The following is a 20,529-nucleotide window of genomic DNA, read 5'->3' on the forward strand; positions in this document are numbered from 1 at the left end:
AAAAAATCTGACAGTCCCCTGCAAAGTTCTACCGCATAGCAATAATTATTCAACTCCTTGGCGCGGGGGCCGCAATTGGTGCAATTTTTGCCGCCCCAAGCGCCTCACTACTGGGCACACTCGGCATAGCCATTGTACTGGGGATAGTAGTTTACAGCTTGATTAAAATAGCAGAGCGTAAAGAGTCCTCCCCATTAGAGCGCTGGGCAATGCGCTGCTATTTCGGAACTGCAAAGGAAACCCCTCCCATCAAATGGGAAACATCCGACCAAGCTGACATAGCATTTACCGAGCTCAACACCGCAACACTTGGAGTGGAGGCAAGCATTAAGTTTGAAACCACCATGGCAGACCCCACAACAACAGCAAAAATAGGCGGACTAGTCAGCCTGGAGACCGAGCAACGACTTAAATATTGGATTATTCTGCCGAATTTTCTCGAGACACAATCGAGTTACTGCTGGTCGCTAATAATCCATAGATTTGGAGATGGCCGACCTGAAAAGTACACAGGAGGCGAAGTAATCACAAATAGATCCCATCACCCCTTAGCAAGCAACACCCGAGCGTCTGAGTACATAGCAAATCTCGCACCATCCAAACCATCAAAATTCAAGGACTACAAGCAAGAAACAATCACAACCAGACAGTCTGATGCGGAAATCAGTTTCCCTGACGGCAAGACTTTGAAGTACCGAAACATCAACGGAATGCTTGAGCTAGTCCCAAGCATTAGAAAGCACAACATTGAGGCAGCCACACTGCTCCTCACTTACTGGCCAGACCGGGAAGCTCCCGACGCCTACATCGAGGTTCACTTACTGGAGACCAATCAATGAACAATAAAAACCCAAAACTAGAAATGCATGCACCGTCCTGGAAATTCGACTTGCCAGCCCCAAACGACAGCGTGGCTCCGAATATGAGCTTCACCCTGTTGGACATCACACCCAATCACATCGATGAGATGTACCTGGAGTTTCCAGTAGAAGAATTAAAAGCGCGCGGCTACTTCGCGATAGTCGGAACAATAATTTCTCTAGCCAACTTATACGTACTCGCCTTAACTATTCACGTTGACCTCACAACAGAAACCCCACTAGACAAAGGATCGATGCTTCTTGGCTATACAATTATATTATTGTTTTGGCCACTTGCCACACTAATTCGAATGGACCTAGAGACACCTCAATACCAACCCATTCGATTCAACCGATTGCGTCGAAAAATTTATGTGTACCGCTTCCATTTCAGTTGGTTCTACCCCTTTAGCAAAACAAAATGGGAAGTCCGACCTGCCGCATACAACTGGGATGACCTTCACGCCGAAGCCAGTAGTATCTATGGCCCTATGGGCACGGGTGGTTTGAAAGAAAGCATCAGCCTTTGCGCTCTAAAACCCGGCACTCTCGATGTGGTAGACCGCTTCCACTTTGCGGGCGACATTTTTGACGGTGAACGTTACTGGGCAATAATTCGCCTCTACATGCAACAAGGCCCCGAGGCTCTCCCCCCCTTCTCCTACGAACCCCGCGATTGGGATACCAATCCCGTCTGCCGCTGGGCCCCAAAAGTCCAATGGCCGGCCGACATGGACCTCGAATCACGAACCGCCCCCGCCCCTGGAGATGCCCCATGAAGCCCATCGTCCTGGTCGGCCACCGCCACGATTGTCCGCTGCACGGCCCCGGTGTCGTTGAAACAGGCGCCGCGTCATTCACTTTCAACGGCAAAGCCATCGCCCGGGTCGGCGACCGCATCAGTTGCGGCGCAGTGATTACCAGCGGCTCCGCCAACCATCGCATCGAAGGCAAAGCCATCGCCTGCCAAGGCGACAGCAGTGACCACGGCGGCCTGCTGGCCGAAGGTGACAACGGCTGGATGCTCGATTGAACAACCACAAGGAAGACGCCATGAAGACCTCACCCACATCAACACCAAAAGGGCCGACCCTGGATGTGCTTATCCACGATGCCAAGCTGGACACCCTGGGCCCGCATGCAGGCCAGACACAGGCTGAAATGAACGGCCTCTACCCGGCCGACCCCGACTTCGACTTGCGTGGAGGGTTCGTCAACCCGATGGTCGACGCCGCGATGCCGCTGATCGGCCTGGCCATACGCCTGCAAACCGTCGAGTGCCCCGATGACATCGGGCAGCTCTACAAGGATGTGCACACCAGCGTGACCACGGTGGTCGACGAGATGCGCCAACGCGGCTACGACCCCATCCACCTGGAGGCCTACTCCTACTCGCTGTGCCTGTTCCTCGATGAGGTCGTGATGCGCACGTCGTGGGGCAACAACTCGGTGTGGAGCCAGAATTCCCTGCTAAGCGACTTTCACAACGAGAGCGGTGGTGGCGAGAAGTTCTTCCGCGTGCTGTCGCGCATGATGCTGGAACCCGCCACATACCAGCAGCTACTGGAGTTCATGTACATCTGCCTGTGCATGGGCCTCAAAGGCAAGTACGCCCTTGAGCCCAAGGGCGATGAAGCGTTGCAGGCAATCATCGTGGAACTGCATAGGCTCATTCGTGAACTACGCGGACCGACCCCCGACTGGGCCTGTGACACCCTGCACAACGTTGTCTCGCGTAAACACCACATGCCCTGGCAATGGCCCTGGTGGAGCCCGCTGGTAATCGCCGCCCTGGCGCTGACGGCGATCTACAATATCTATGCGTATCGCCTTGATCTCATCACTGAAGAAGTCCTGCAATCACTGGACGTCATCCTGCGCCTGCAATGAGCGGCGGGTAAGCACCCAGGTGGTTCAGGAAGCTGCCGGCTGCGCTGCAACCTCAGCCACCTGCGCTGCATTGCGGCTGTAGTCACGCAGGTAGACGATGAATTCCTGCAACAGGCGATCCCACAGCACCAGGCTGCCCAGCAGGTATTTCTGGCTGACGCCATCAGCCACGAACACGTCCATTTCCATCACCAGGAACTCGCCCTGGACCGAAAGGCGGGCAAAACGGCGCGAGATGTTCCAGCGCTCGGCAAGGCCGGCTGGCAACTCACCCTGGATACGTAGCGCGCAACTGAAAGTGAAATCGAGATACTGCCCTGCCTGCGTAGCGTGCTGGTTACCGAAACGCACGGCATAACCGACCCCCTGGCTCGCGCTGAGCAACTGCACCACTGCGTTCTGCTCGGTACGATTGACCCGGCAGCCGGCGTCCTGCAACAGGGTGGTGAGGGAATCAGCGCTTACGGTTTCGATCAGTGCGGTTGCTGTCATGAGTCTTCTTCCTTGTGGTGTGGGGTACTTCAAAGCAAAACCAACTGAATGTGTAGCACATCAATGAGCAACGGTCAGGACCAGGCACGCCGTAAGTCTGCAAATGCCACCCCGGCCCACTGCTCGGGCTAGAGTAAATGCAGACGCGTTCGACCACACAGGGTGAGCTGCCATGCACAGAATAATGGCCTTGGTTCTGTTGATGATGCTCTCGATCAATACTTGGGCCGCACCCAATGATTTCGAGTACTTCGTCAATGGCGTGAACAGAATCCAGCAGGTGCTGGGCACTACGCCGACGCCAAGCCGTGTACAGCTGATTGAAGTGAGTACCACTGCCTGCAACCTGTTGAAGCAGCTCAACGAAGACTCCAGGTTCATCAGCGGGCTGCGCAAAGCCGCGCACCCTTCTGCGCAAACCCGCAACAGCCTTGAAGCAATGGCCAGAAACGAGGAGCTGTTCACCCAGTCATTCCTGCCGGTTGAAGAACGCGTATTGCTCGACGCCGGCTTGGACAAGGCAATGGTGAGCCATCTGATGGAGGTGCTGCACAAATTCCGACAGGGCATGGCACAACCTGTCGACCCGGAGAAAATCCAGGCCCGACTTGCGCAGATGCGCTCAGAGTTCTGTGCAACAGCCGTAGAGCTGCAAAACATCGAAGACGCGCAACTGGAGGCCGCCCGAGCAGCAGCCCTGGCACGCAAGACGCTTTGGCGTACGCGCGGGGTGGCCATGGTGGTCGCGGATGTCGGGCTGTCAATTGACTCGATAGTGGCCGGTAGCGTGGCTGCACCAGGCCCGGGTACGGCTGCCGGGGCAGCAGTTGCCGCCGTTGTCTTTACCGGCTCGACGGCATTGGGCGCAATGATCATTACGTTTGGCGATTGAACGCGGGAAGCACGCCGTGTACCAAAGTCGCCAGTCGTTTGTAGCTCATCGCCGACAAGGCCGGCTCCCACATGTACAGGGTAATCGCGCCTGGTCCGATGAAACCGCTACCGCCCGCGTGGCAAAAAGATCCTGAACTGCGCGCCACCCAGCGCCGATTGCCCCACGGTCAAGGTGCCGCCCTGCCCCTCGATCACGCGTCGGCTAATCGCCAAGCCCAGGCCGAACCCGCCCGTCGAACGATCGCGGCTGCGGTCCAGGCGGTAGAACGGCTGGAAAATTCGCTCGCGCTCTTCCTGCGGAATGCCAATGCCGTCGTCTTCCACGGTCAGCACACAGCCACCCTGCGCATCCGCGCTCAAGCGCAATAGCAGGCGCTCATCGCAATAGCGCATGGCATTGCGCACCAGGTTCTGCACGGCACGTGCAGTCAAGCGCGGGTCAAGGATGAAACGCGCTATGCCAGCGTCCGCACGCACTTCCCAAACGATCGCACGGCTATCGAGTTCCTCGGCAAAGCTGCCCAGGATACTGTCGACAAACTCCGACAAATCCACCTCGACCCGCTCGCCCATCTGCCCCGGCGTCTGCAAGCGGTTATAGGACAGCAGTTCAAGCACCAGCTCATCCAGCTCGCGCACATGCCCAACCAGCTGCAACAAGCGCTTGCGACTGGCCGGCGGCAGTTCGTCATACAACAGCACCAGGCCGAAATCCAGGCGCGTCAATGGCGTGCGCAACTCATGGGACACCGCGTTGAGCAGCTCGCGTTGCTGGGTCAGCAGTTGCTCCAGGTCATGCGCCATGGTGTCGAATACCTTGGCCAGCGCGCCAATGTTGGAACGTGGCGAAATGTGCGTGCGTTCCGCCAGGTTGCCCTGCCCGAGCAACTGCGCCGTGGCCTTCAAGCGCTGCAAGTCACGCCAGTGCGGCCAGATCCAGAACAGCAGGCAGGCCAGCAGTGCGGCACCGATCAATACGGTGATGACCCAGGACAGCAAGTTGATGTCGACCGGCTCCGGCGGGTTGCGCAGCGCCACCAGCCATTCACCGTCGAGCGGTGCCAGCGCCGTTTCGTAGTAACCCCAATCACCCAGGCGCACCACGTATTTGCCATTTTGTAGCTGCTCGTGCTCCTCAGCAGTCAATCCCGCGTCGTTCTGGCGCAGCAGCTCTACCCGCAAGGGCGCGAAGTCCTCCTCCAGGCCTTGGACGACCTGCGGCCAGTCCGCCTTGGGCGCCTGCTCGAACTGTTTGACCATCAGGCGCTGCACACCGCGCGCCTGCTCCAGGTTGTAGGCCACGTAGCGCTCAAGAAAGCACTGCACGATCAGCTCCGGGACCATGAAGATCGCCCCGGCATAGGCGATGATGGTCACCAGATACAAGCGAATGACGATTTTCAGCATGCTGTGTTCAACACCTCAGAATTCCCACTCGACCCGACTGAACAGGTAACCCTTGCCCCACACCGTCTTGATCTTGCGCGCCTCACCGGCGCTGTCGTCGAACTTGCGCCGCAACTTGGAGATCGCCACGTCCACCGAGCGGTCGGTGCCGTTGAACTCGATACCGCGCAGGTGCTGGAGGATATGGTCGCGGCTGAGCACCGTGCCGGCATTGCGCGCCAGCACCACCAGCAGGTTGAACTCGCCACTGGACAGTTCCACCGGTTCGCCACGCCAGTGCACGGTGCGCTCGGCGAGGTCGATGCGCAGGCCGCCGACGACGATCAGGTCGCTCTCCAGCTGCGGCTCGTTGATGCTGCTGCGGCGCAGCAAGGTGCGCACCCGCGCCAACAGCACGCGTGGTTCGCAAGGCTTGGTGACATAGTCGTCAGCGCCCATTTCCAGGCCCAGGACCTGATCGTGGCTGTCGTCGCGGGCGGTCAACATCAGGATCGGCAACGCCGCCGACTCGGCACGCAGCAGACGGCACACCTGCAAGCCATCCAGGCCCGGGAGCATCAGGTCGAGGATCACCAGGTCCGGCTTGAGCCGCCGCGACTCGTCGAGCACGTGGTCACCACGGGCAATTACGCTGACGCTGAAGCCGTTGCGCTGCAGGTAGCTGGCAATCAGTTCGGACAGGGCGCAGTCGTCTTCGACCAGGAGAATATTCGGCATGGGCTGTTTGACACACAGGGAAAGTCAGGCAGGATATATAACCTCACCGGACGCGGCGCAAATCTTCACACTTTTTCACATTAGGCCTACACAGCTTCACAGCAGCGCGTAGAACTACTGCCTTAGCATTGCCGGGTCACTTATGGAAGATCCGCATGCCCAGTTCAAGCCCCGTCCGTCTGCGCACCTTGTTCCCTCTGCTCGCCCTGACCCTGGCCCTCACCGGCTGCGGTGACGCGTCCCAGGAGGAAGAGACCCCGCCTGCCACCAATGTCTCGGTCGAGACCATCCAGATGCAATCGCTGGCGATCAGCACCGAGCTGTCCGGGCGCATCCTTGCGCCACGCATCGCCGAAGTGCGCGCGCGGGTGGCCGGTGTCGTGCTCAAGCGCGTGTACCGCGAAGGCAGCGACGTGAAACAGGGCGACGTGCTGTTCCGCATCGACCCGGCGCCGTTCCAGGCCGACTTCGACAGCGCCCGTGCGGCGCTGGCCAAGGCTGAAGCCACGCGCTTCCAGACGCGCCTGCAAGACCAGCGCTACCGCGAGCTGATCGCCATCAACGCGGTCAGCCGCCAGGACCACGACAATGCCCGCGCCGCCGCGATGCAGGCCGACGCCGATGTCGATGCTGCCAAGGCCGCGCTGGAGCGGGCCAAGCTGAACCTCGGCTACGCCACTGTCACCGCGCCGATTTCCGGGCGTGTGGGCCGCGCCCTGGTCACCGAAGGCGCGCTGGTCGGGCAGAACGAATCGACCCCGCTGGCGATCATCCAGCAACTGGACCCGATCCATGCCGACATCACCCAGTCCACCCGCGAGATCAATGCACTGCGCCGCGCCCTGCGCTCGGGCGAGCTGCAACAGGTCGGCCAGGACCAGGCGCGCGCCACGTTGATCCAGGACGATGGCTCGGTCTACCCGCAACCGGGCAAGCTGCTGTTCTCGGACATCAGCGTCGACCCGAGTACCGGGCAGATCACCCTGCGCAGCGAGTTCCCCAACCCGGACCTCGACTTGCTGCCGGGCAGCTTCATCCGCGTGCGCCTCGACCAGGCTGTGCAGCCCAAGGGCATCAGCGTGCCACAGCAGGCGATCCTGCGTGACAGCGCCGGCAAGCCGCGGGTGCTGCTGGTGGATGGCGAGCAGCGCATTAGCGAGCGCAGCGTGGTACTCGGCGCCGCACAACAGGACCGCTGGATCGTCAGCGAAGGCCTGAGCCCCGGTGACCGCGTGGTGACCGAAGGCCTGCAACACGTCAAGCCCGGCGACCTGGTGCAGGTCACCCCGGCCGGCAAGGATGCCCTTCCCATCGTTCAGCACACTGGCCAGTGAGGGCCTGATCCATGCCGCAGTTTTTCATTGACCGCCCGGTCTTCGCCTGGGTGATCGCGCTGTTCATCCTGCTCGCCGGCGCCTTGGCCATCCCCAAGCTGCCGGTGGCCCAGTACCCCAACGTCGCGCCGCCGCAAATCGAGATCTATGCGACCTACCCCGGTGCGTCCGCGCAATCGATTGACGACAGCGTGGTCAGCCTGATCGAGCAGGAACTCAATGGTGCCGACCACCTGCTGTACTTCCAGTCACAAAGCAGCCTGAACAGTGCGACCATCACCGCCACCTTCGAGCCCGGCACCAACCCGGAACTGGCCCAGGTCGACGTGCAGAACCGCCTGAAAGTGGTCGAGTCGCGCCTGCCGCGGGCGGTGATCCAGCAAGGCCTGCAGGTGGAGAAAGTCTCCACCGGCTTCCTCATGCTGGTGACCCTGACTTCGACCAGCCCGGACCTCGACGAGATCGGCCTGAGCGACTTCCTGGCGCGCAACGTGATGAACGAGGTGCGCCGCATCAAGGGTGTCGGCAAGGCGCAGTTGTATGGTTCGGAACGGGCCATGCGGATCTGGATCGACCCGCAGAAGCTGATCGGTTTCAGCCTCACCCCCGATGACGTGAACAACGCCATCGCTGCGCAGAACGCCCTGGTGGCGCCTGGCAGCATCGGCGACCTGCCGGGCCGCTCGACCCAGGAAATCACCGCCAACGTGCTGGTCAGGGGGCAGCTGTCGTCGCCACAGGAGTTTGCCGACATCGTCCTGCGCGCCAACCCCAACGGCTCCACGGTCACCGTCGGCGATGTCGCCCGGGTCGAGATCGGCAGCCAGGACTACCAGTTCGGCACGCGCCTGAATGGCAAGCCCTCCACCGCCTTCAGCGTGCAACTGGCGCCAGGCGCCAACGCCATGGAAACCGCCACCCTGGTGCGGGCGAAGATGGACGAGCTGTCGCGCTACTTCCCGGTCGGCGCCACGTACGACATCCCGTATGACACCTCGCCGTTCGTCAAGGTATCGATCACCCAGGTGATCACCACCCTGTTCGAAGCCATGGGGCTGGTGTTCCTGGTGATGTTCCTGTTCCTGCAGAACATCCGCTACACCCTGATCCCGACCCTGGTGGTACCGGTGGCACTGATGGGCACCTTCGCGGTGATGCTGGCGATGGGGTTCTCGATCAACGTGTTGACACTGTTCGGCATGGTGCTGGCCATCGGCATCCTGGTGGACGATGCCATCGTGGTGGTGGAAAACGTCGAGCGGATCATGGCCGAGGAAGGCCTGCCACCGCGTGAGGCCACACGCAAGGCCATGAGCCAGATCAGCGGGGCAATCATCGGCATCACCCTGGTGCTGGTGGCAGTGTTCCTACCGATGGCCTTCATGAGCGGCTCGGTGGGGATCATCTACCAGCAGTTCTCGCTGTCGATGGCGGTGTCGATCCTGTTCTCGGCGTTCCTGGCCCTGAGCCTGACCCCGGCCCTGTGCGCGACCCTGCTCAAGCCGCTGGCCAAGGGTGAGCACCACGAAAAGCGCGGCTTCTTCGGCTGGTTCAACCGCCGCTTCGAGGGCATGAGCAACGGCTATCAGCGCTGGGTGATCAGCGCCGTGGCCCGCAGTGGCCGCTACCTGCTGGTCTATGTGCTGCTGCTCGGCGCGCTGGTGTACAGCTTCAGCCAACTGCCTTCGGCGTTCCTGCCGACTGAAGACCAGGGCTACACGATCACCGACGTGCAACTGCCGCCCGGGGCGAGCCAGAACCGCACGATCGAAGTGGCCGAACAGATCGAGGCGCACAACGCCGGGGAAAGTGGCGTAGGCAACACCACGGTGATCCTCGGCTTCAGCTTCTCGGGCAACGGGCAGAACGCCGCGCTGGTGTTCACCACGCTCAAGGACTGGTCCGAGCGCACCGCCGAACATGGCGCCCAAGCCATTGCCGACCGCGCGACCATGGCGTTCAGCCAATTCAAGAATGCCGTGGCTTACTCGGTCCTGCCGCCACCCGTAGACGGCCTGGGCAACTCGACCGGTTTCGAGTTCCGCCTGCAAGACCGCGGTGGCCTTGGCCACCAGCGCCTGACCGAGGCCCGCGACCAGTTGCTGGCTGCGGCTGAAAAAAGCCCGGTGCTGATCAACGTGCGCGAAGGCGCCCTGGCCGACAGCCCGCAGGTGCAGCTGGAAATCGACCGCAAGCAGGCCAACGCCCTGGGCGTGTCCTTCGCCGATATCGGCATGGTGCTGAACACCGCCGTCGGTTCCGCCTACGTCAACGACTTCCCCAACCAGGGGCGGATGCAGCGCGTGGTGGTGCAGGCCGAAGGGGATCGCCGCAGCCAGGTTGAAGACCTGCTGAAGATCCACGTGCGCAACAGCAGCGGCAAGATGGTGCCCTTGTCGGCCTTTGCCCGCGCTGAATGGGTTTCCGGACCGGTGCAGCTGACCCGCTACAACGGTTACCCGGCGATTGCCATTTCCGGTGAGCCGGCGCCAGGCCACAGTTCCGGGGAGGCGATGCTGGAAATCCAGCGTTTGGTCGACCAACTGCCATTGGGCTACGGCCTGGAATGGACCGGCCTGTCGCTGCAGGAAAAACTCTCCGGCAGCCAGGCACCGATCCTCATGGGCCTGTCGCTGCTGGTGGTGTTCCTCTGCCTGGCAGCGCTGTATGAAAGCTGGTCGATCCCTACCGCAGTGTTGCTGGTGGTACCGCTGGGCGTGCTCGGTGCGGTACTGGCAGTCACCCTGCGCGGGATGCCCAACGATGTGTTCTTCAAGGTCGGCCTGATCACCCTGATCGGCCTGTCGGCGAAGAACGCGATCCTGATCATCGAGTTCGCCAAGAGCCTGGTGGATCAGGGCCACGACCTGGTCGACGCCACCGTGCAGGCCGCCCGCCTGCGCCTGCGGCCGATTGTGATGACCTCGCTGGCGTTCATTCTTGGTGTGGTGCCGCTGGCACTTGCCACCGGCGCCAGCTCGGCGAGCCAGCAGGCAATCGGCACCGGGGTAATCGGCGGGATGCTCAGCGCCACCCTGGCAATCGTCTTCGTGCCGGTGTTCTTCGTGGTGGTGATGCGCCTGACCGGCGTACGCACCAAAGCCGGCCACAAGGCTGAGGTCGCGAAAGAAAGCTGATGGACAGCGCGCCAGCGGTCATGGGATGGTGATCGGCGTCAACCGCCAGGACCCAACTCAATGACCGCTGTCGCTGCTCTGCCCTGCTCCATTCTGCTGCTGGCCGGCGGGCGCGGCCAACGCATGGGTGGCCAGGACAAGGGCCTGCTGCCCTGGCACGGGCAACCACTGATTGCCCATGTACAGGCAGTGGTCCGCCCACTGACCGACGACCTGATCATTTCCTGCAACCGCAACCAGGCAGCGTATCAGCCTTACGCCGACCGCCTGGTGAGCGATGTCGAAGGCGATTTCCCGGGCCCGATGGCAGGCGTGCGCGCCGGCCTGGCCGTGGCCCGACATGAGTGGTTGCTGGTCTTGGCCTGCGATGCGCCGCTGATCGACCACGCCCTGATCCGTGATCTGCAAGCCCTGGCCCACACCCGCCAACAGCCGGTGATGGTGCGCCAGGAGGGCCAGTGGCAGCCGATGTTCAGCCTGATCCCGCAACGCCTGGCCAGCGCCTTCGAACAGCGCTGGCAAGCCGGCGAGCGCAGCCTGCTGCGGGTATTGCTGGCCGAACCGCTGCAAGCGCTGGACTGTCCGCAGGACGATCCGCGCCTGAGCAACTTCAATACCCCGCAACGCCTGCTTGACCCACCCTCAGCGCAAGCGTGAACGGATCCGGTGACAGACATTGAGCACCTGGGCCACATCATCGTCACCCAGGTCGATCTTGCAGGCCATGCTACTGAATACCTGCGCCGCTTCGGCCTTCAGTTCGCGGCCCTTGTCGGTGAGCAGCAGGTTGCGCCGACGGCGGTCATTGGGGTCGAGGTACACCGTGATGAAACCGGCATCGGCCAGGCGCTTGACGATGGGCGTCAAGGTGCCAAGGTCGAACAGCGTCAGCTCGCTGAGCACACTGATGGAGACGTCATCCTGGCCCCACAGGCCAGCCATCACCAGCAACTGCGGGTAGGTCACGCCACGACGTTTGAGCGGTTCGGCGTAATCGCGAACCATGGCATTGGCGGTCGAGTACAACGAGAAGCAGAGCATCTTGTCGAAGTCGAAAGTCGGATCAAGCATGCACACCTCCTGCAACGCGGCTGAACTCATGCACCGCGTCGACCAGCACCGCCACCGCCTCGGGCGAGGTGGCTGGTGAAATTCCATGGCCCAGATTGAACACATGGCCAAACCCTATCCCCGACGGCCCGACAGACTTCAGTACCCGACGTACTTCGCGGCGGATACTGGCTTCATCGGCGAGCAATACGCTCGGGTCGAGGTTGCCCTGCAGGGCCACCCGGCTACCCACCAGTTGCCGCGCCCGGGCCAGATCACAGGTCCAGTCCAGGCCCAGGGCATCAGCGCCGCTGTCAGCCAGCACATTCAACCACGGCGAAGCGCCACGGGTATGAATCAGCGAGGGAATTCGCTGGCCATTATGGGTCTTGTGCAGGCGCGCCAGCACTTCACGCATGTAGAACAGCGAAAAATGCTGGTACATGCCGTCTGCCAGTGCCCCGCCCCAGGTATCGACCAGGATCACCGCCTGCACGCCCGATTCGATCTGTGCGTTGAGGTCGGCTGCCACCGCGTGTGCCAGGGTCCTGAGCAGTGAGTGCAATAACGCCGGCTGGCGATAGAGCATCTTCTTGATCAGCTGGAAGTCCCCCGGGGGCCCACCTTCGACCATGAAACAGGCCAGGGTCCAGGGGCTGCCGGCAAAACCGATCAGGGGTACCTGCGTGCCCAGTTCACGTCGGGTCTGGGCGATGGTCAGGTAAACGTGCTCCAGGGCATGCGGCTGCGGCAGGCGCAGGTTGGCAATGGCCTGCTCATCACGCAGCGGGTGGCGAAAACGCGGCCCCTCGCCGTTGACGAAATACAGGCCCAGCCCCATGGCATCGGGCAACAGGAGGATATCCGAGCAGACCACCGCCGCGTCCAGATTGAAACGGCGCAGCGGCTGCAAGGTGGCTTCGGTGGCGTAGTCCGGGGTACGCAGCAGGTCGAGGTAAGAGCCAGCCCGGGCGCGCAACGCCCGGTGCTCGGGGAGGTAGCGGCCGGCCTGGCGCATCAGCCAGACCGGGGTATGCGCCGTGGGTTGGCGCAGCAAGGCCTTGATGAACGTATTATTGTGCAAGGACGGGTAACTCATACGGGTTTGCGAAAATCGGCAAGCGCATTCAGGCCAGGTGGCGCGGGATGGCGTCGGCGATCGTGCTGCGCAAGGCAGTGATCGTAGCGCGGTAGTCGGCCTGGGCGAATATTGCCGTGCCCGCCACGAACATGTCGGCACCGGCCGCCGCGACCTGACCGATGGTCTGCAGGTTGACCCCGCCATCCACTTCCAGGCGGATGTCGCGGCCACTGGCGTCGATCAGCTTGCGCGCCGCCTCGATCTTGGGCAGCACCGACGGGATGAACGACTGCCCGCCGAAGCCCGGGTTGACCGACATCAGCAGCATCAGGTCGAGCTTGTCCAGCACGTAGTGGCTGACTTCCAGGCCGGTGGCCGGGTTGAAGGCCAGGCCGGCCTTGCAGCCGAGGTCCTTGATCAGTTGCAGCGAACGGTCCAGGTGCAGGGTCGCGTCAGGGTGGATCGAGATGTAGTCGGCCCCCGCTTCGGCAAACGCCTGGATCATGCTGTCGACCGGCGTGACCATCAGGTGCACGTCGATCGGCGCGGTGATGCCATGGGCGCGCAGCGCCTTGCAGAACATCGGCCCCATGGTCAGGTTGGGCACATAGTGGTTATCCATCACATCGATATGGATGACGTCGGCACCAGCGGCCAGGACCCGATCAGCTTCCTCGCCAAGGCGGGCAAAGTTGGCCGCCAGTATCGACGGTGCAATCCAGAACTCTTTCACGCGCGTACTCCGTTACTCATTGACTAATCGTTGCAGCGGGCCCCGTTCACTCTGGGCCAGTGCCGCATTGATCTGTTCTATCAATGCGACATTTGGTTCATCCAGATGGAAGTGGTGCCCCCCGTTATGCCAGTAGACCCGGGAGGCCCAGGGCAAGGCTTTTTTTCTTTTATCGAATTCAGGGCCGGCAAACAGGCCGTGGCGCCCCAGCATCACATGCAGCGGGCAACTGATCTGGCGCAGGAAATCGCAGGCCTGCTGCTCGGTCAGTTGCATCGGCTCGGGCAAGACCAGGCGTGGGTCGTGGCGCCAGCGGTAGCCGTCACCCACTGCCAGCAGGTCGCGCATGGCCAGCACGCGCGCGCCTTCAGCCGAGAGCGTGCCGTCGATGCTGTTGCGCCGCTCGCTGACGGCCGCCTCGACGCTGGTGAACTGCACGCTGTCGGGTGCGGAGAAACCATGCAGGCGCGTGCGCAGGGCCAGGCGCATCAGGCGATGGGATTTTTTCAGGTGCTCGACCGTGTCCTGCTCGTTGATGGTGAACGGCGCGCCCATGCCATCAATGAAGATCATGCTGTCGATCGACTTGTTCATTGCCGCCAGAATCGACGCAACGCCAGTGCCCATGGAGTGGCCCAGCACGGAAAACCGCTTCCAGCCCAGGCATTCGACCAGGCTGTTGATGTCGTCGGCGTGCTCCCACAGGTAGTAGCCGCTGTCACCACGTCGGTGCGAGGAGCGACCATGCCCGGCGAGGTCCGGAGCGACCACGAAACAGTTCTTCAGGTACGGCGCCAGGTGCTCGAACGAGGCAGCATTGTCCAGCCAGCCATGCAACGCCAGCACCGGATGGCCAGTCTCATCACCCCAGATGCGCAGCGCCACCTGGTTACCGTTGACGTCCAGCGATTGCTCCCTGGCGTTATTGCACTGATGCATGACATCACTCCCTTGGCCACTGTCCATGTGGGCGTCGCGCTCACGACGCCGTTCGTTCAACCGGCGAGCGCCAGCTGTGCACTACGGGCCTGCGCTTGCAGCTGACGCAGGTCGAACTTGCCATTGGCGGTGCGCGGCAAGCTGCTCTCGAGGGTGATCGACAGCGGCACCTTGTGCGCTTCCAGGCCTGCGCGGCAGCGTTCAAGCAGTTGCTCGACACTCAGCGACGCGTCCTCGCCCAGGCTGACGAAGGCCCACAGCCCCTCGCCCGCCGAGGCATGCTCGACACCCACTACGGCGGCGGCTTCTACGCCTTCGATGGCATACAGGAAACTCTCCACCTCACTCGGGCTGACCTTCATGCCGCGTGACTTGATCACGTGGTCCATGCGCCCGTGGAAGTACAGGTAGCCGTCTTCGTCCTGGGTGCAGTAGTCGCCGGTGTAGAGCACGCTTTCGCCGGGGAACAGGCCTGGCTTGAGCTTCTCGGCGGTGGCCTGCGGGTTGCGCCAATAGCCGGCCATTACCGTGGCGCCACGGATCACCAACTGGCCGACCTGGTGCGGCTGCTCGATGCGCTGGCCTTCCTCGTCCACCAGCCACAGTTCGGTGTTGGGGATGGCAATGCCAACGCTGCCCGGCTTGCTGTCGATGTCTTCCGGCGGCAGGTATGTGCAGCGCTTGCACTCGGTCAAGCCGTACATGGAGAAGATCTGCGCCTCAGGGAACAGCGACTTCATCTGGGCAATATGGTTGGACTTGAGCGCCGCCCCGGTGTTGGTGACCATGCGCACCTGGCCGAATGTCGCGTCACGCTTGTGTGCGTATTCATGCAGCAGCATCAGCATGGTCGGCACGAACGGTATGACCGTGACCTGGTACTGGCGGATCTTCTTGATCAGGAAGATCGGCCAGGTGAACTCCTTCTCCAGCACCAACGTGGCGCCGGCACTCAGGGCCATGATCATCTGGTACAGGCCGTAGTCGAACGACAGCGGTAGCGAGCACAGCACATTGTCGCGCTCGTTGTAGCCCAGGTAGGTGTGCAGCGAATTGAGCGCCGCAAGCATGTTGCGGTGGGTCAGCATCACGCCCTTGGGTGCCCCGGTGGAACCGGAGGTATAGATGATCGCCGCCAGGTCCAGGTCGAGCGTGCCGCACGGCACGGGAGCGGCGCCGCCTTGGCTCAGCACGCGTTCGAAAGTCAGGGTCTCGGCCGCATCGGCCACGCCATCGAGCAACACGATGGCACGCAGGTGGGCCAGCGCCGCAGTAGACGGCGGCAGGCTGGCGAATTTTTCCGAGGTGGTGATCAGTACCGACGCTTCGGCGTCGCGAACGATATAGTCGAGGCCGTCGGGCGGTGTTTCCAGCCCCACGTTGACCACCACCCCGCCCGCCTTGAGTACACCCCAGAAGGCACAGACGGTTTCTACCCGGTTGCCCAGGCACAGCACGACACGCTCCTGGCGTTGCAGGCCGAGCACTTGCAGCCCTGCCCCCAGGCGCGCACTGGCTTCATCCAGTTGCGCGTAGGTGTAGGTTTCGTCGGCATAGATGATCGCCGCCTTGTCCGGGTGCTGGCCGTTGCGCGCCTCCAGCACTTGCTGCAGGAGCACCTTAGACAGGTTCATGCTGCACCTCGGAACGCCCTTGTTCAGCGCGCACCGGTTGACTGTGGGCATCGACGTACTGGGCCAGGCTTGCAACGGTATTGAAGTGGCCCGGGGTGATGGTGTCCGGGTTGACGAAGAAACCTTCGATCTGGTCTTCCAGGGTCACCAGCAACTCCATGGAAGTCAGCGAGTCGAGGCCAAGGTCGTCACGCAGGTGCGACTCGGCGCTCACTTGGGTGTGCTCCGGCAGTTTCAGCACCACCCGCAGGATCTCGCCGAGACGACGCTGGGTCGCCACCTGGGCAACCGGGGCTGCCGCTGTCGGCAGGCTGACCACATTGGCGCCGAGCATTTCGCTGACCGGCACGTCGGTGTGGCTGTCGCGGATTTCCAGTGCGGTCTGGCGAGCACGCGCGAGGAACAACCGGCCATTGCTGGCAATGACTTCCGCCGGGTGGCCGTGGCTGTGGAACAAGGTCGGCGATGCGGTCGGGCCATAGGCACCAGAGGCGGTCACCGCCAACACGTCGCCCTCACTGATGGTCTCGATGCGCACGTCGCGGCCGAGCAGATCGTCCGGGCTACAGAGCGGGCCGGAGATATGGTATTCGCGCAGCGGTGCGCCGGTGCTGCCGGTCGCATGCACGATGCGGAAATTGCGCTTGAGCACCTGGCCGCTGCCGGCGGCGGCGCCGTGGCAGTTGGTCCCGCCATCGGTCACGGCGAAGGTCTTGCCGTGGTTTTCCTTGATGTTGTCGACCGTCACCAACAGTGCACCGCACTTGCCAGCCACAAAGCGCCCGGACTCGAGGATGATCCGGGTTTTCGGGAACTGGCGATGGAAGGTCTCGAACAGCGGGGCCAGCAGTTGCTTGAGCTGGTAGGTGTCGAGTTCCTTTTCGTTCTCGTAGTACTTGATGCCCAGGCCGCCGCCGACATCGACCATGGTCATGTCCAGGCCGTAGCGCAGGGTCAGGTTGCGGAACAGGTCAAGGATGTAGCTGGCGTTGTCGTAGACCGATTGGGCGTCGAGGATCTTGGTGCCGTTGTAGACGTGGATGCCCCGGACGTTCAGGTTCGGCAGCTTGACGTATTCGCCGAAATGCTCGATGGCGGTGTCTTCTTCGATGCCGAAGTGGGTCGGGCGCCCGCCCATCTTCCAAGGCGATCCGGAGGCGGAGAAATTCGGGTTGATGCGGATTGCCACCGGCGCCGTGACGCCCATCTCACCAGCCAGTGCCGAGACTTTGCGCAGCTCGGTCTCGGACTCGACGACAATTGCGAACACCCCGACTTCCAGGGCGCGGCGGTGTTCTTCGGGCTTCTTGTATGGGCCGAGGAAGATGATGTCCTGTGGCGCCACACCGGCCTTCAAGGCGATTTCCAGCTCGCCCAGCGAGCAGACTTCGGTGTTGCCGCCGTAGGAGCGGATCAGTTTTACCAACGACAGATTCGGGTTCACCTTCAGCGCGTAGAAGATGTCGACACAGTCCGGCAACGCGTGACGCAACTCGCTGAAACTGCTGCGCAACACGGTTTCGTCGTAGATATAGGTTGGCGTTCCGAACGTCGCTGTTGCTTGAAGGACGAGTTCCTTGGAAAGCTTCATCTGTTGCTCCCTTCGTTATTATTTTGCCGGTGCCGAGCGCCAACGCGGGACCGGCAAACAGAGCCTTTTCCCGGGGGACGCGGAGCGCGTGGGCATCAAGAGTGGGTTGCGCATGACAGACAGGTCGAATGGCGTCCTGCCGAAAACTTTGCGCGCAAAGTTTGTGAAATTCTCTATCGTCGTTCGCCGTGATGTCAAGATAATTCCACCGACTCCCGGCTGCGGCCGAACGTCGCTTGTTTGCCGGGTTGCAGCGCGGGTAACAGAGATTAAATTTCGTAACTTTTACAGATCAGCGGACATTTCACCCAGTAAATACAGGGGCTTTATCTGATCCGTATATATGCATGGTTTCTGAGTCTGTTTTGTATGCCGATGGCTTCCTAGAGTCTGCGCCTGCGTTCAACCCCAAGGTGGGGTGAGCCCTCAAAGGAACTGCGGATAAACAGCCATGAACACACATCAACAGGTGCAGGCCTATAACTACAAAGTGGTCCGGCAATTCGTCGTCATGACGGTGGTCTGGGGCGTGGTCGGGATGGCCATGGGGGTGTGGATCGCCTCGCAACTGGTCTGGCCTGACCTGAACCTCGATCTGCCATGGACCACTTTCGGTCGTCTGCGGCCGCTACACACCAGCCTGGTGATCTTCGGTTTCGCCGGCAGCGCCCAATTTGCTGCGAGCTATTACGCGGTGCAGCGCACCTGCCAGGTACGGCTCTACAGCGACTGGCTGACCAGCTTCACCTTCTGGGGTTGGCAGGCGACCATCGTGATCATGCTGGTGAGCCTGCCGCTGGGCCTGACCACCACCAAGGAATACGCCGAAATCGAGTTCACCGGTGCGGTGTGGATGGCGATTGTCTGGGTGGCCTATGGCGTGGTGTTCTTCGGCACCCTGCTGCGGCGCAAGGGCAAGCACATCTATGTTGGCAACTGGTTCTTCGGCGCGTTCATCGTGGTGATCGCGATGCTCCACGTGGTCAACCACCTGTCGATTCCGGTGAGCTGGTTCAAGTCCTACCCGGTGTATGCCGGGGCTACCGATGCCATGGTGCAGTGGTGGTACGGGCACAACGCGGTGGGCTTCTTCCTGACCACCGGCTTCCTCGGCATGATGTACTACTTCGTGCCCAAGCAAGTGGGCAAGCCGGTGTACTCGTACCGTCTGTCCATCGTGCATTTCTGGGCATTGATCACCCTGTACATCTGGGCCGGCCCGCACCACCTGCACTACACCGCCCTGCCCGACTGGGCGCAATCGCTGGGCATGGCCATGTCGATCATCCTCCTGGCACCAAGCTGGGGCGGCATGATCAACGGCATGATGACCCTCTCGGGCGCCTGGCATAAGCTGCGCAGCGACCCGATCCTGCGCTTCCTGGTGCTGTCGCTGGCGTTCTACGGCATGTCGACCTTCGAGGGGCCGATGATGGCGATCAAGACCGTCAACGCCCTGTCCCACTACACCGACTGGACCATCGGCCACGTACACGCCGGGGCATTGGGCTGGGTGGCGATGATCACCTTCGGTGCGCTGTATCACATGATCCCGAAAGTCTTCGGACGCCCGCAGATGTACAGCGTGGGCCTGATCAACATGCACTTCTGGCTGGCGACCATCGGCACGGTGCTGTACATCGCCTCGATGTGGGTCAATGGCATCACCCAGGGCCTGATGTGGCGCGCCACCAACGACGACGGCACCCTCACCTACTCCTTCGTCGAGGCGCTGGTGGCTAGCCATCCGGGCTTTATCGTGCGCTTTGCCGGTGGCGTGTGCTTCCTCGGTGGCATGCTGCTGATGGCCTGGAACATGTGGCGCACGGTACGGGTAGCTGATCCGGCGTTGGCGCTGAACAACGCGCAGACAGCCTGAGGAGCGCGGTGATGAACGAGTGGTTGTATGGCCTGTATTGCCTCAGTGGCGTGCTGTTCTTCTACCTGATCACCGCCAAGTGCCTGCAGCGTCATGACCTCGACGTGGAGGATCAGGCCAGCCTGATCCCCTTCGCCGATGATCCGGCGGTGGCGCGTCGGGTCGAAAAGGCCATCGGCAAGGCGGTGCCGGCCAGTGCGCCGGATGCCGCGCTGGATGCCTGAGGCGAGGGTGACGGGGTGCTGTTGGTCAGCTTAGGATAGGCAACCTTTTCCAAGACCAAGAGCCTGACATGACTTTGCACATCCGCCCTGCCCGCGTCGAGGATGCTGAACTGATCCTGGCGTTCATCACTGAGCTTGCCGAGTACGAACGTGCGCGGCACGCGGTGATCGCCAGTGTCGAGGATATTCGCCTTAGCCTGTTTGCCGATGGCGCGCCCGCCAAGGGGCTGATCTGTGAACTGGATGGCAAGGCGATCGGCTATGCCGTGTATTTCTACAGCTATTCGACCTGGCTGGGGCGTAACGGGATCTACCTCGAGGACCTGTACATCACACCTGGACAGCGTGGGTCGGGGTCGGGCAAGCAGCTGTTGCGGCACATTGCCCTGGAGGCGCTCGAACAAGGCTGCGGGCGGCTGGAATGGAGTGTGCTGGATTGGAATGAACCGGCGATTCAGTTTTACCAGTCGCTTGGGGCTGAACCGCAGGATGAGTGGGTGCGGTATCGGCTTGAAGGGGATACCTTGAGGAACTTTGCCCGCGGTTGAATTTGGCGCTTTTTTGGGGACCGGGTTTGCCGATGATGCTTTTGCTGGTTTGGCTATAGTTGGGTTTATCCATTTTTTTGAGGTGACTTGATGTCACCTTTCCGCCCGGGACTGTCAGA

The 20,529-nt window shown here is 61.7% G+C and carries 20 protein-coding genes; 11 read left to right on the forward strand and 9 right to left on the reverse strand.

Features of this window, described 5'->3' with window-relative positions; genetic code table 11:
• Positions 1-209: 209 nt before the first annotated feature.
• The 4 genes from M5G11_RS08890 to icmH are packed head-to-tail and all read left to right on the forward strand — an operon-like array spanning position 210 to position 2,750.
• On the forward strand, positions 210-839 hold the full coding sequence (locus M5G11_RS08890) for a hypothetical protein (protein ID WP_273913753.1): 630 nt from the start codon (positions 210-212) through the stop codon (positions 837-839).
• Positions 836-1,639 (forward strand): DUF6708 domain-containing protein, encoded by an 804-nt coding sequence (locus M5G11_RS08895; RefSeq protein WP_273913752.1) that lies wholly within the window; start codon positions 836-838, stop codon positions 1,637-1,639. The genes M5G11_RS08890 and M5G11_RS08895 overlap by 4 nt, the downstream gene beginning before the upstream one ends.
• Entirely contained in the window at positions 1,636-1,893 is a 258-nt protein-coding gene (locus M5G11_RS08900) for a PAAR domain-containing protein (protein ID WP_273913751.1), read from the forward strand. Before M5G11_RS08895 ends, M5G11_RS08900 begins: the two co-directional genes overlap by 4 nt.
• Before the next feature lie 20 nt (positions 1,894-1,913).
• On the forward strand, positions 1,914-2,750 hold the full coding sequence (icmH, locus tag M5G11_RS08905; protein WP_273913750.1) for a type IVB secretion system protein IcmH/DotU: 837 nt from the start codon (positions 1,914-1,916) through the stop codon (positions 2,748-2,750).
• Between the two features lie 24 nt (positions 2,751-2,774).
• On the opposite strand, the gene M5G11_RS08910 is transcribed toward icmH, so the two are convergent.
• Positions 2,775-3,242 (reverse strand): YbjN domain-containing protein, encoded by a 468-nt coding sequence (locus M5G11_RS08910; protein ID WP_273913749.1) that lies wholly within the window; start codon positions 3,240-3,242, stop codon positions 2,775-2,777.
• A 172-nt stretch (positions 3,243-3,414) separates the two neighbouring features.
• Between M5G11_RS08910 and M5G11_RS08915 the strand changes: the two genes are divergently transcribed.
• Positions 3,415-4,134, forward strand: a complete 720-nt coding sequence (locus M5G11_RS08915) for a hypothetical protein (protein WP_273913748.1) — start codon at positions 3,415-3,417, stop codon at positions 4,132-4,134.
• 107 nt (positions 4,135-4,241) lie between these two features.
• Here M5G11_RS08915 and M5G11_RS08920 read toward each other — a convergent pair whose 3' ends face one another.
• Positions 4,242-5,543 (reverse strand): ATP-binding protein, encoded by a 1,302-nt coding sequence (locus tag M5G11_RS08920; RefSeq protein ID WP_273913747.1) that lies wholly within the window; start codon positions 5,541-5,543, stop codon positions 4,242-4,244.
• 15 nt (positions 5,544-5,558) lie between these two features.
• Positions 5,559-6,260, reverse strand: a complete 702-nt coding sequence (locus M5G11_RS08925) for a response regulator (protein ID WP_273913746.1) — start codon at positions 6,258-6,260, stop codon at positions 5,559-5,561.
• A 155-nt stretch (positions 6,261-6,415) separates the two neighbouring features.
• Here M5G11_RS08925 and M5G11_RS08930 point away from each other — a divergent pair, with 155 nt between their 5' ends.
• Genes M5G11_RS08930 through mobA form a run of 3 tightly spaced genes read left to right on the forward strand, consistent with a single transcriptional unit; the run spans position 6,416 to position 11,388 of the window.
• Positions 6,416-7,594, forward strand: coding sequence for an efflux RND transporter periplasmic adaptor subunit (locus M5G11_RS08930; RefSeq protein ID WP_273913745.1), 1,179 nt, complete (start codon positions 6,416-6,418; stop codon positions 7,592-7,594).
• 11 nt (positions 7,595-7,605) lie between these two features.
• Positions 7,606-10,731, forward strand: coding sequence for an efflux RND transporter permease subunit (locus M5G11_RS08935; RefSeq protein WP_273913744.1), 3,126 nt, complete (start codon positions 7,606-7,608; stop codon positions 10,729-10,731).
• 60 nt (positions 10,732-10,791) lie between these two features.
• Complete coding sequence (mobA, locus tag M5G11_RS08940; RefSeq protein WP_273913743.1) at positions 10,792-11,388, forward strand: molybdenum cofactor guanylyltransferase MobA; 597 nt, start codon at positions 10,792-10,794, stop codon at positions 11,386-11,388.
• Here mobA and M5G11_RS08945 read toward each other — a convergent pair.
• The 6 genes from M5G11_RS08945 to M5G11_RS08970 are packed head-to-tail and all read right to left on the reverse strand — an operon-like array spanning position 11,374 to position 17,759.
• Positions 11,374-11,802 carry a MarR family winged helix-turn-helix transcriptional regulator gene (locus M5G11_RS08945; RefSeq protein ID WP_273913742.1) on the reverse strand — a complete coding sequence of 143 codons (429 nt, stop codon included), beginning with the start codon at positions 11,800-11,802 and terminating at the stop codon, positions 11,374-11,376. The genes mobA and M5G11_RS08945 overlap by 15 nt on opposite strands.
• Positions 11,795-12,880, reverse strand: coding sequence for a uroporphyrinogen decarboxylase (gene hemE, locus M5G11_RS08950; RefSeq protein ID WP_273913741.1), 1,086 nt, complete (start codon positions 12,878-12,880; stop codon positions 11,795-11,797). Before hemE ends, M5G11_RS08945 begins: the two co-directional genes overlap by 8 nt.
• Before the next feature lie 28 nt (positions 12,881-12,908).
• Positions 12,909-13,595, reverse strand: a complete 687-nt coding sequence (rpe, locus tag M5G11_RS08955) for a ribulose-phosphate 3-epimerase (protein WP_273913740.1) — start codon at positions 13,593-13,595, stop codon at positions 12,909-12,911.
• Between the two features lie 12 nt (positions 13,596-13,607).
• Complete coding sequence (locus tag M5G11_RS08960) at positions 13,608-14,534, reverse strand: alpha/beta fold hydrolase (RefSeq protein WP_273913739.1); 927 nt, start codon at positions 14,532-14,534, stop codon at positions 13,608-13,610.
• Between the two features lie 56 nt (positions 14,535-14,590).
• On the reverse strand, positions 14,591-16,168 hold the full coding sequence (locus tag M5G11_RS08965) for a class I adenylate-forming enzyme family protein (protein WP_273913738.1): 1,578 nt from the start codon (positions 16,166-16,168) through the stop codon (positions 14,591-14,593).
• Positions 16,155-17,759, reverse strand: coding sequence for a phosphopantetheine-binding protein (locus M5G11_RS08970; RefSeq protein WP_273913737.1), 1,605 nt, complete (start codon positions 17,757-17,759; stop codon positions 16,155-16,157). Before M5G11_RS08970 ends, M5G11_RS08965 begins: the two co-directional genes overlap by 14 nt.
• A 451-nt stretch (positions 17,760-18,210) precedes the next feature.
• Between M5G11_RS08970 and ccoN the strand changes: the two genes are divergently transcribed.
• The 3 genes from ccoN (at position 18,211) to M5G11_RS08985 (ending at position 20,410) form a co-directional block, all read left to right on the forward strand.
• Complete coding sequence (gene ccoN, locus M5G11_RS08975) at positions 18,211-19,638, forward strand: cytochrome-c oxidase, cbb3-type subunit I (RefSeq protein WP_273913736.1); 1,428 nt, start codon at positions 18,211-18,213, stop codon at positions 19,636-19,638.
• An 11-nt stretch (positions 19,639-19,649) separates the two neighbouring features.
• A complete protein-coding gene (locus M5G11_RS08980; RefSeq protein WP_273913735.1) occupies positions 19,650-19,862 on the forward strand; it encodes a cbb3-type cytochrome c oxidase subunit 3 in 213 nt (70 codons plus the stop codon).
• Positions 19,863-19,930: 68 nt separating this feature from the next.
• Positions 19,931-20,410 carry a GNAT family N-acetyltransferase gene (locus M5G11_RS08985; protein ID WP_273913734.1) on the forward strand — a complete coding sequence of 160 codons (480 nt, stop codon included), beginning with the start codon at positions 19,931-19,933 and terminating at the stop codon, positions 20,408-20,410.
• The last annotated feature ends 119 nt before the right edge of the window (positions 20,411-20,529 follow it).

This window comes from Pseudomonas fontis (genome assembly GCF_028656955.1).
Classification (GTDB): Bacteria; Pseudomonadota; Gammaproteobacteria; order Pseudomonadales; family Pseudomonadaceae; genus Aquipseudomonas; species Aquipseudomonas fontis.

What these genes read in the sequence shown, in the direction of transcription:
- M5G11_RS08890 (WP_273913753.1), top strand. Translation starts at nt 210, where the DNA reads ATGCGCTGCTATTTCGGAACTGCAAAGGAAACCCCTCCCATCAAATGG.
- M5G11_RS08910 (WP_273913749.1), bottom strand. Translation starts at nt 3,242, where the DNA reads ATGACAGCAACCGCACTGATCGAAACCGTAAGCGCTGATTCCCTCACC.
- M5G11_RS08965 (WP_273913738.1), bottom strand. Translation starts at nt 16,168, where the DNA reads ATGAACCTGTCTAAGGTGCTCCTGCAGCAAGTGCTGGAGGCGCGCAAC.
- icmH (WP_273913750.1), top strand. Translation starts at nt 1,914, where the DNA reads ATGAAGACCTCACCCACATCAACACCAAAAGGGCCGACCCTGGATGTG.
- mobA (WP_273913743.1), top strand. Translation starts at nt 10,792, where the DNA reads ATGACCGCTGTCGCTGCTCTGCCCTGCTCCATTCTGCTGCTGGCCGGC.
- M5G11_RS08970 (WP_273913737.1), bottom strand. Translation starts at nt 17,759, where the DNA reads ATGAAGCTTTCCAAGGAACTCGTCCTTCAAGCAACAGCGACGTTCGGA.
- M5G11_RS08945 (WP_273913742.1), bottom strand. Translation starts at nt 11,802, where the DNA reads ATGCTTGATCCGACTTTCGACTTCGACAAGATGCTCTGCTTCTCGTTG.
- M5G11_RS08920 (WP_273913747.1), bottom strand. Translation starts at nt 5,543, where the DNA reads ATGCTGAAAATCGTCATTCGCTTGTATCTGGTGACCATCATCGCCTAT.
- M5G11_RS08900 (WP_273913751.1), top strand. Translation starts at nt 1,636, where the DNA reads ATGAAGCCCATCGTCCTGGTCGGCCACCGCCACGATTGTCCGCTGCAC.
- M5G11_RS08925 (WP_273913746.1), bottom strand. Translation starts at nt 6,260, where the DNA reads ATGCCGAATATTCTCCTGGTCGAAGACGACTGCGCCCTGTCCGAACTG.
- M5G11_RS08985 (WP_273913734.1), top strand. Translation starts at nt 19,931, where the DNA reads ATGACTTTGCACATCCGCCCTGCCCGCGTCGAGGATGCTGAACTGATC.
- ccoN (WP_273913736.1), top strand. Translation starts at nt 18,211, where the DNA reads ATGAACACACATCAACAGGTGCAGGCCTATAACTACAAAGTGGTCCGG.
- M5G11_RS08930 (WP_273913745.1), top strand. Translation starts at nt 6,416, where the DNA reads ATGCCCAGTTCAAGCCCCGTCCGTCTGCGCACCTTGTTCCCTCTGCTC.
- M5G11_RS08935 (WP_273913744.1), top strand. Translation starts at nt 7,606, where the DNA reads ATGCCGCAGTTTTTCATTGACCGCCCGGTCTTCGCCTGGGTGATCGCG.
- M5G11_RS08960 (WP_273913739.1), bottom strand. Translation starts at nt 14,534, where the DNA reads ATGCATCAGTGCAATAACGCCAGGGAGCAATCGCTGGACGTCAACGGT.
- M5G11_RS08980 (WP_273913735.1), top strand. Translation starts at nt 19,650, where the DNA reads ATGAACGAGTGGTTGTATGGCCTGTATTGCCTCAGTGGCGTGCTGTTC.
- hemE (WP_273913741.1), bottom strand. Translation starts at nt 12,880, where the DNA reads ATGAGTTACCCGTCCTTGCACAATAATACGTTCATCAAGGCCTTGCTG.
- M5G11_RS08895 (WP_273913752.1), top strand. Translation starts at nt 836, where the DNA reads ATGAACAATAAAAACCCAAAACTAGAAATGCATGCACCGTCCTGGAAA.
- M5G11_RS08915 (WP_273913748.1), top strand. Translation starts at nt 3,415, where the DNA reads ATGCACAGAATAATGGCCTTGGTTCTGTTGATGATGCTCTCGATCAAT.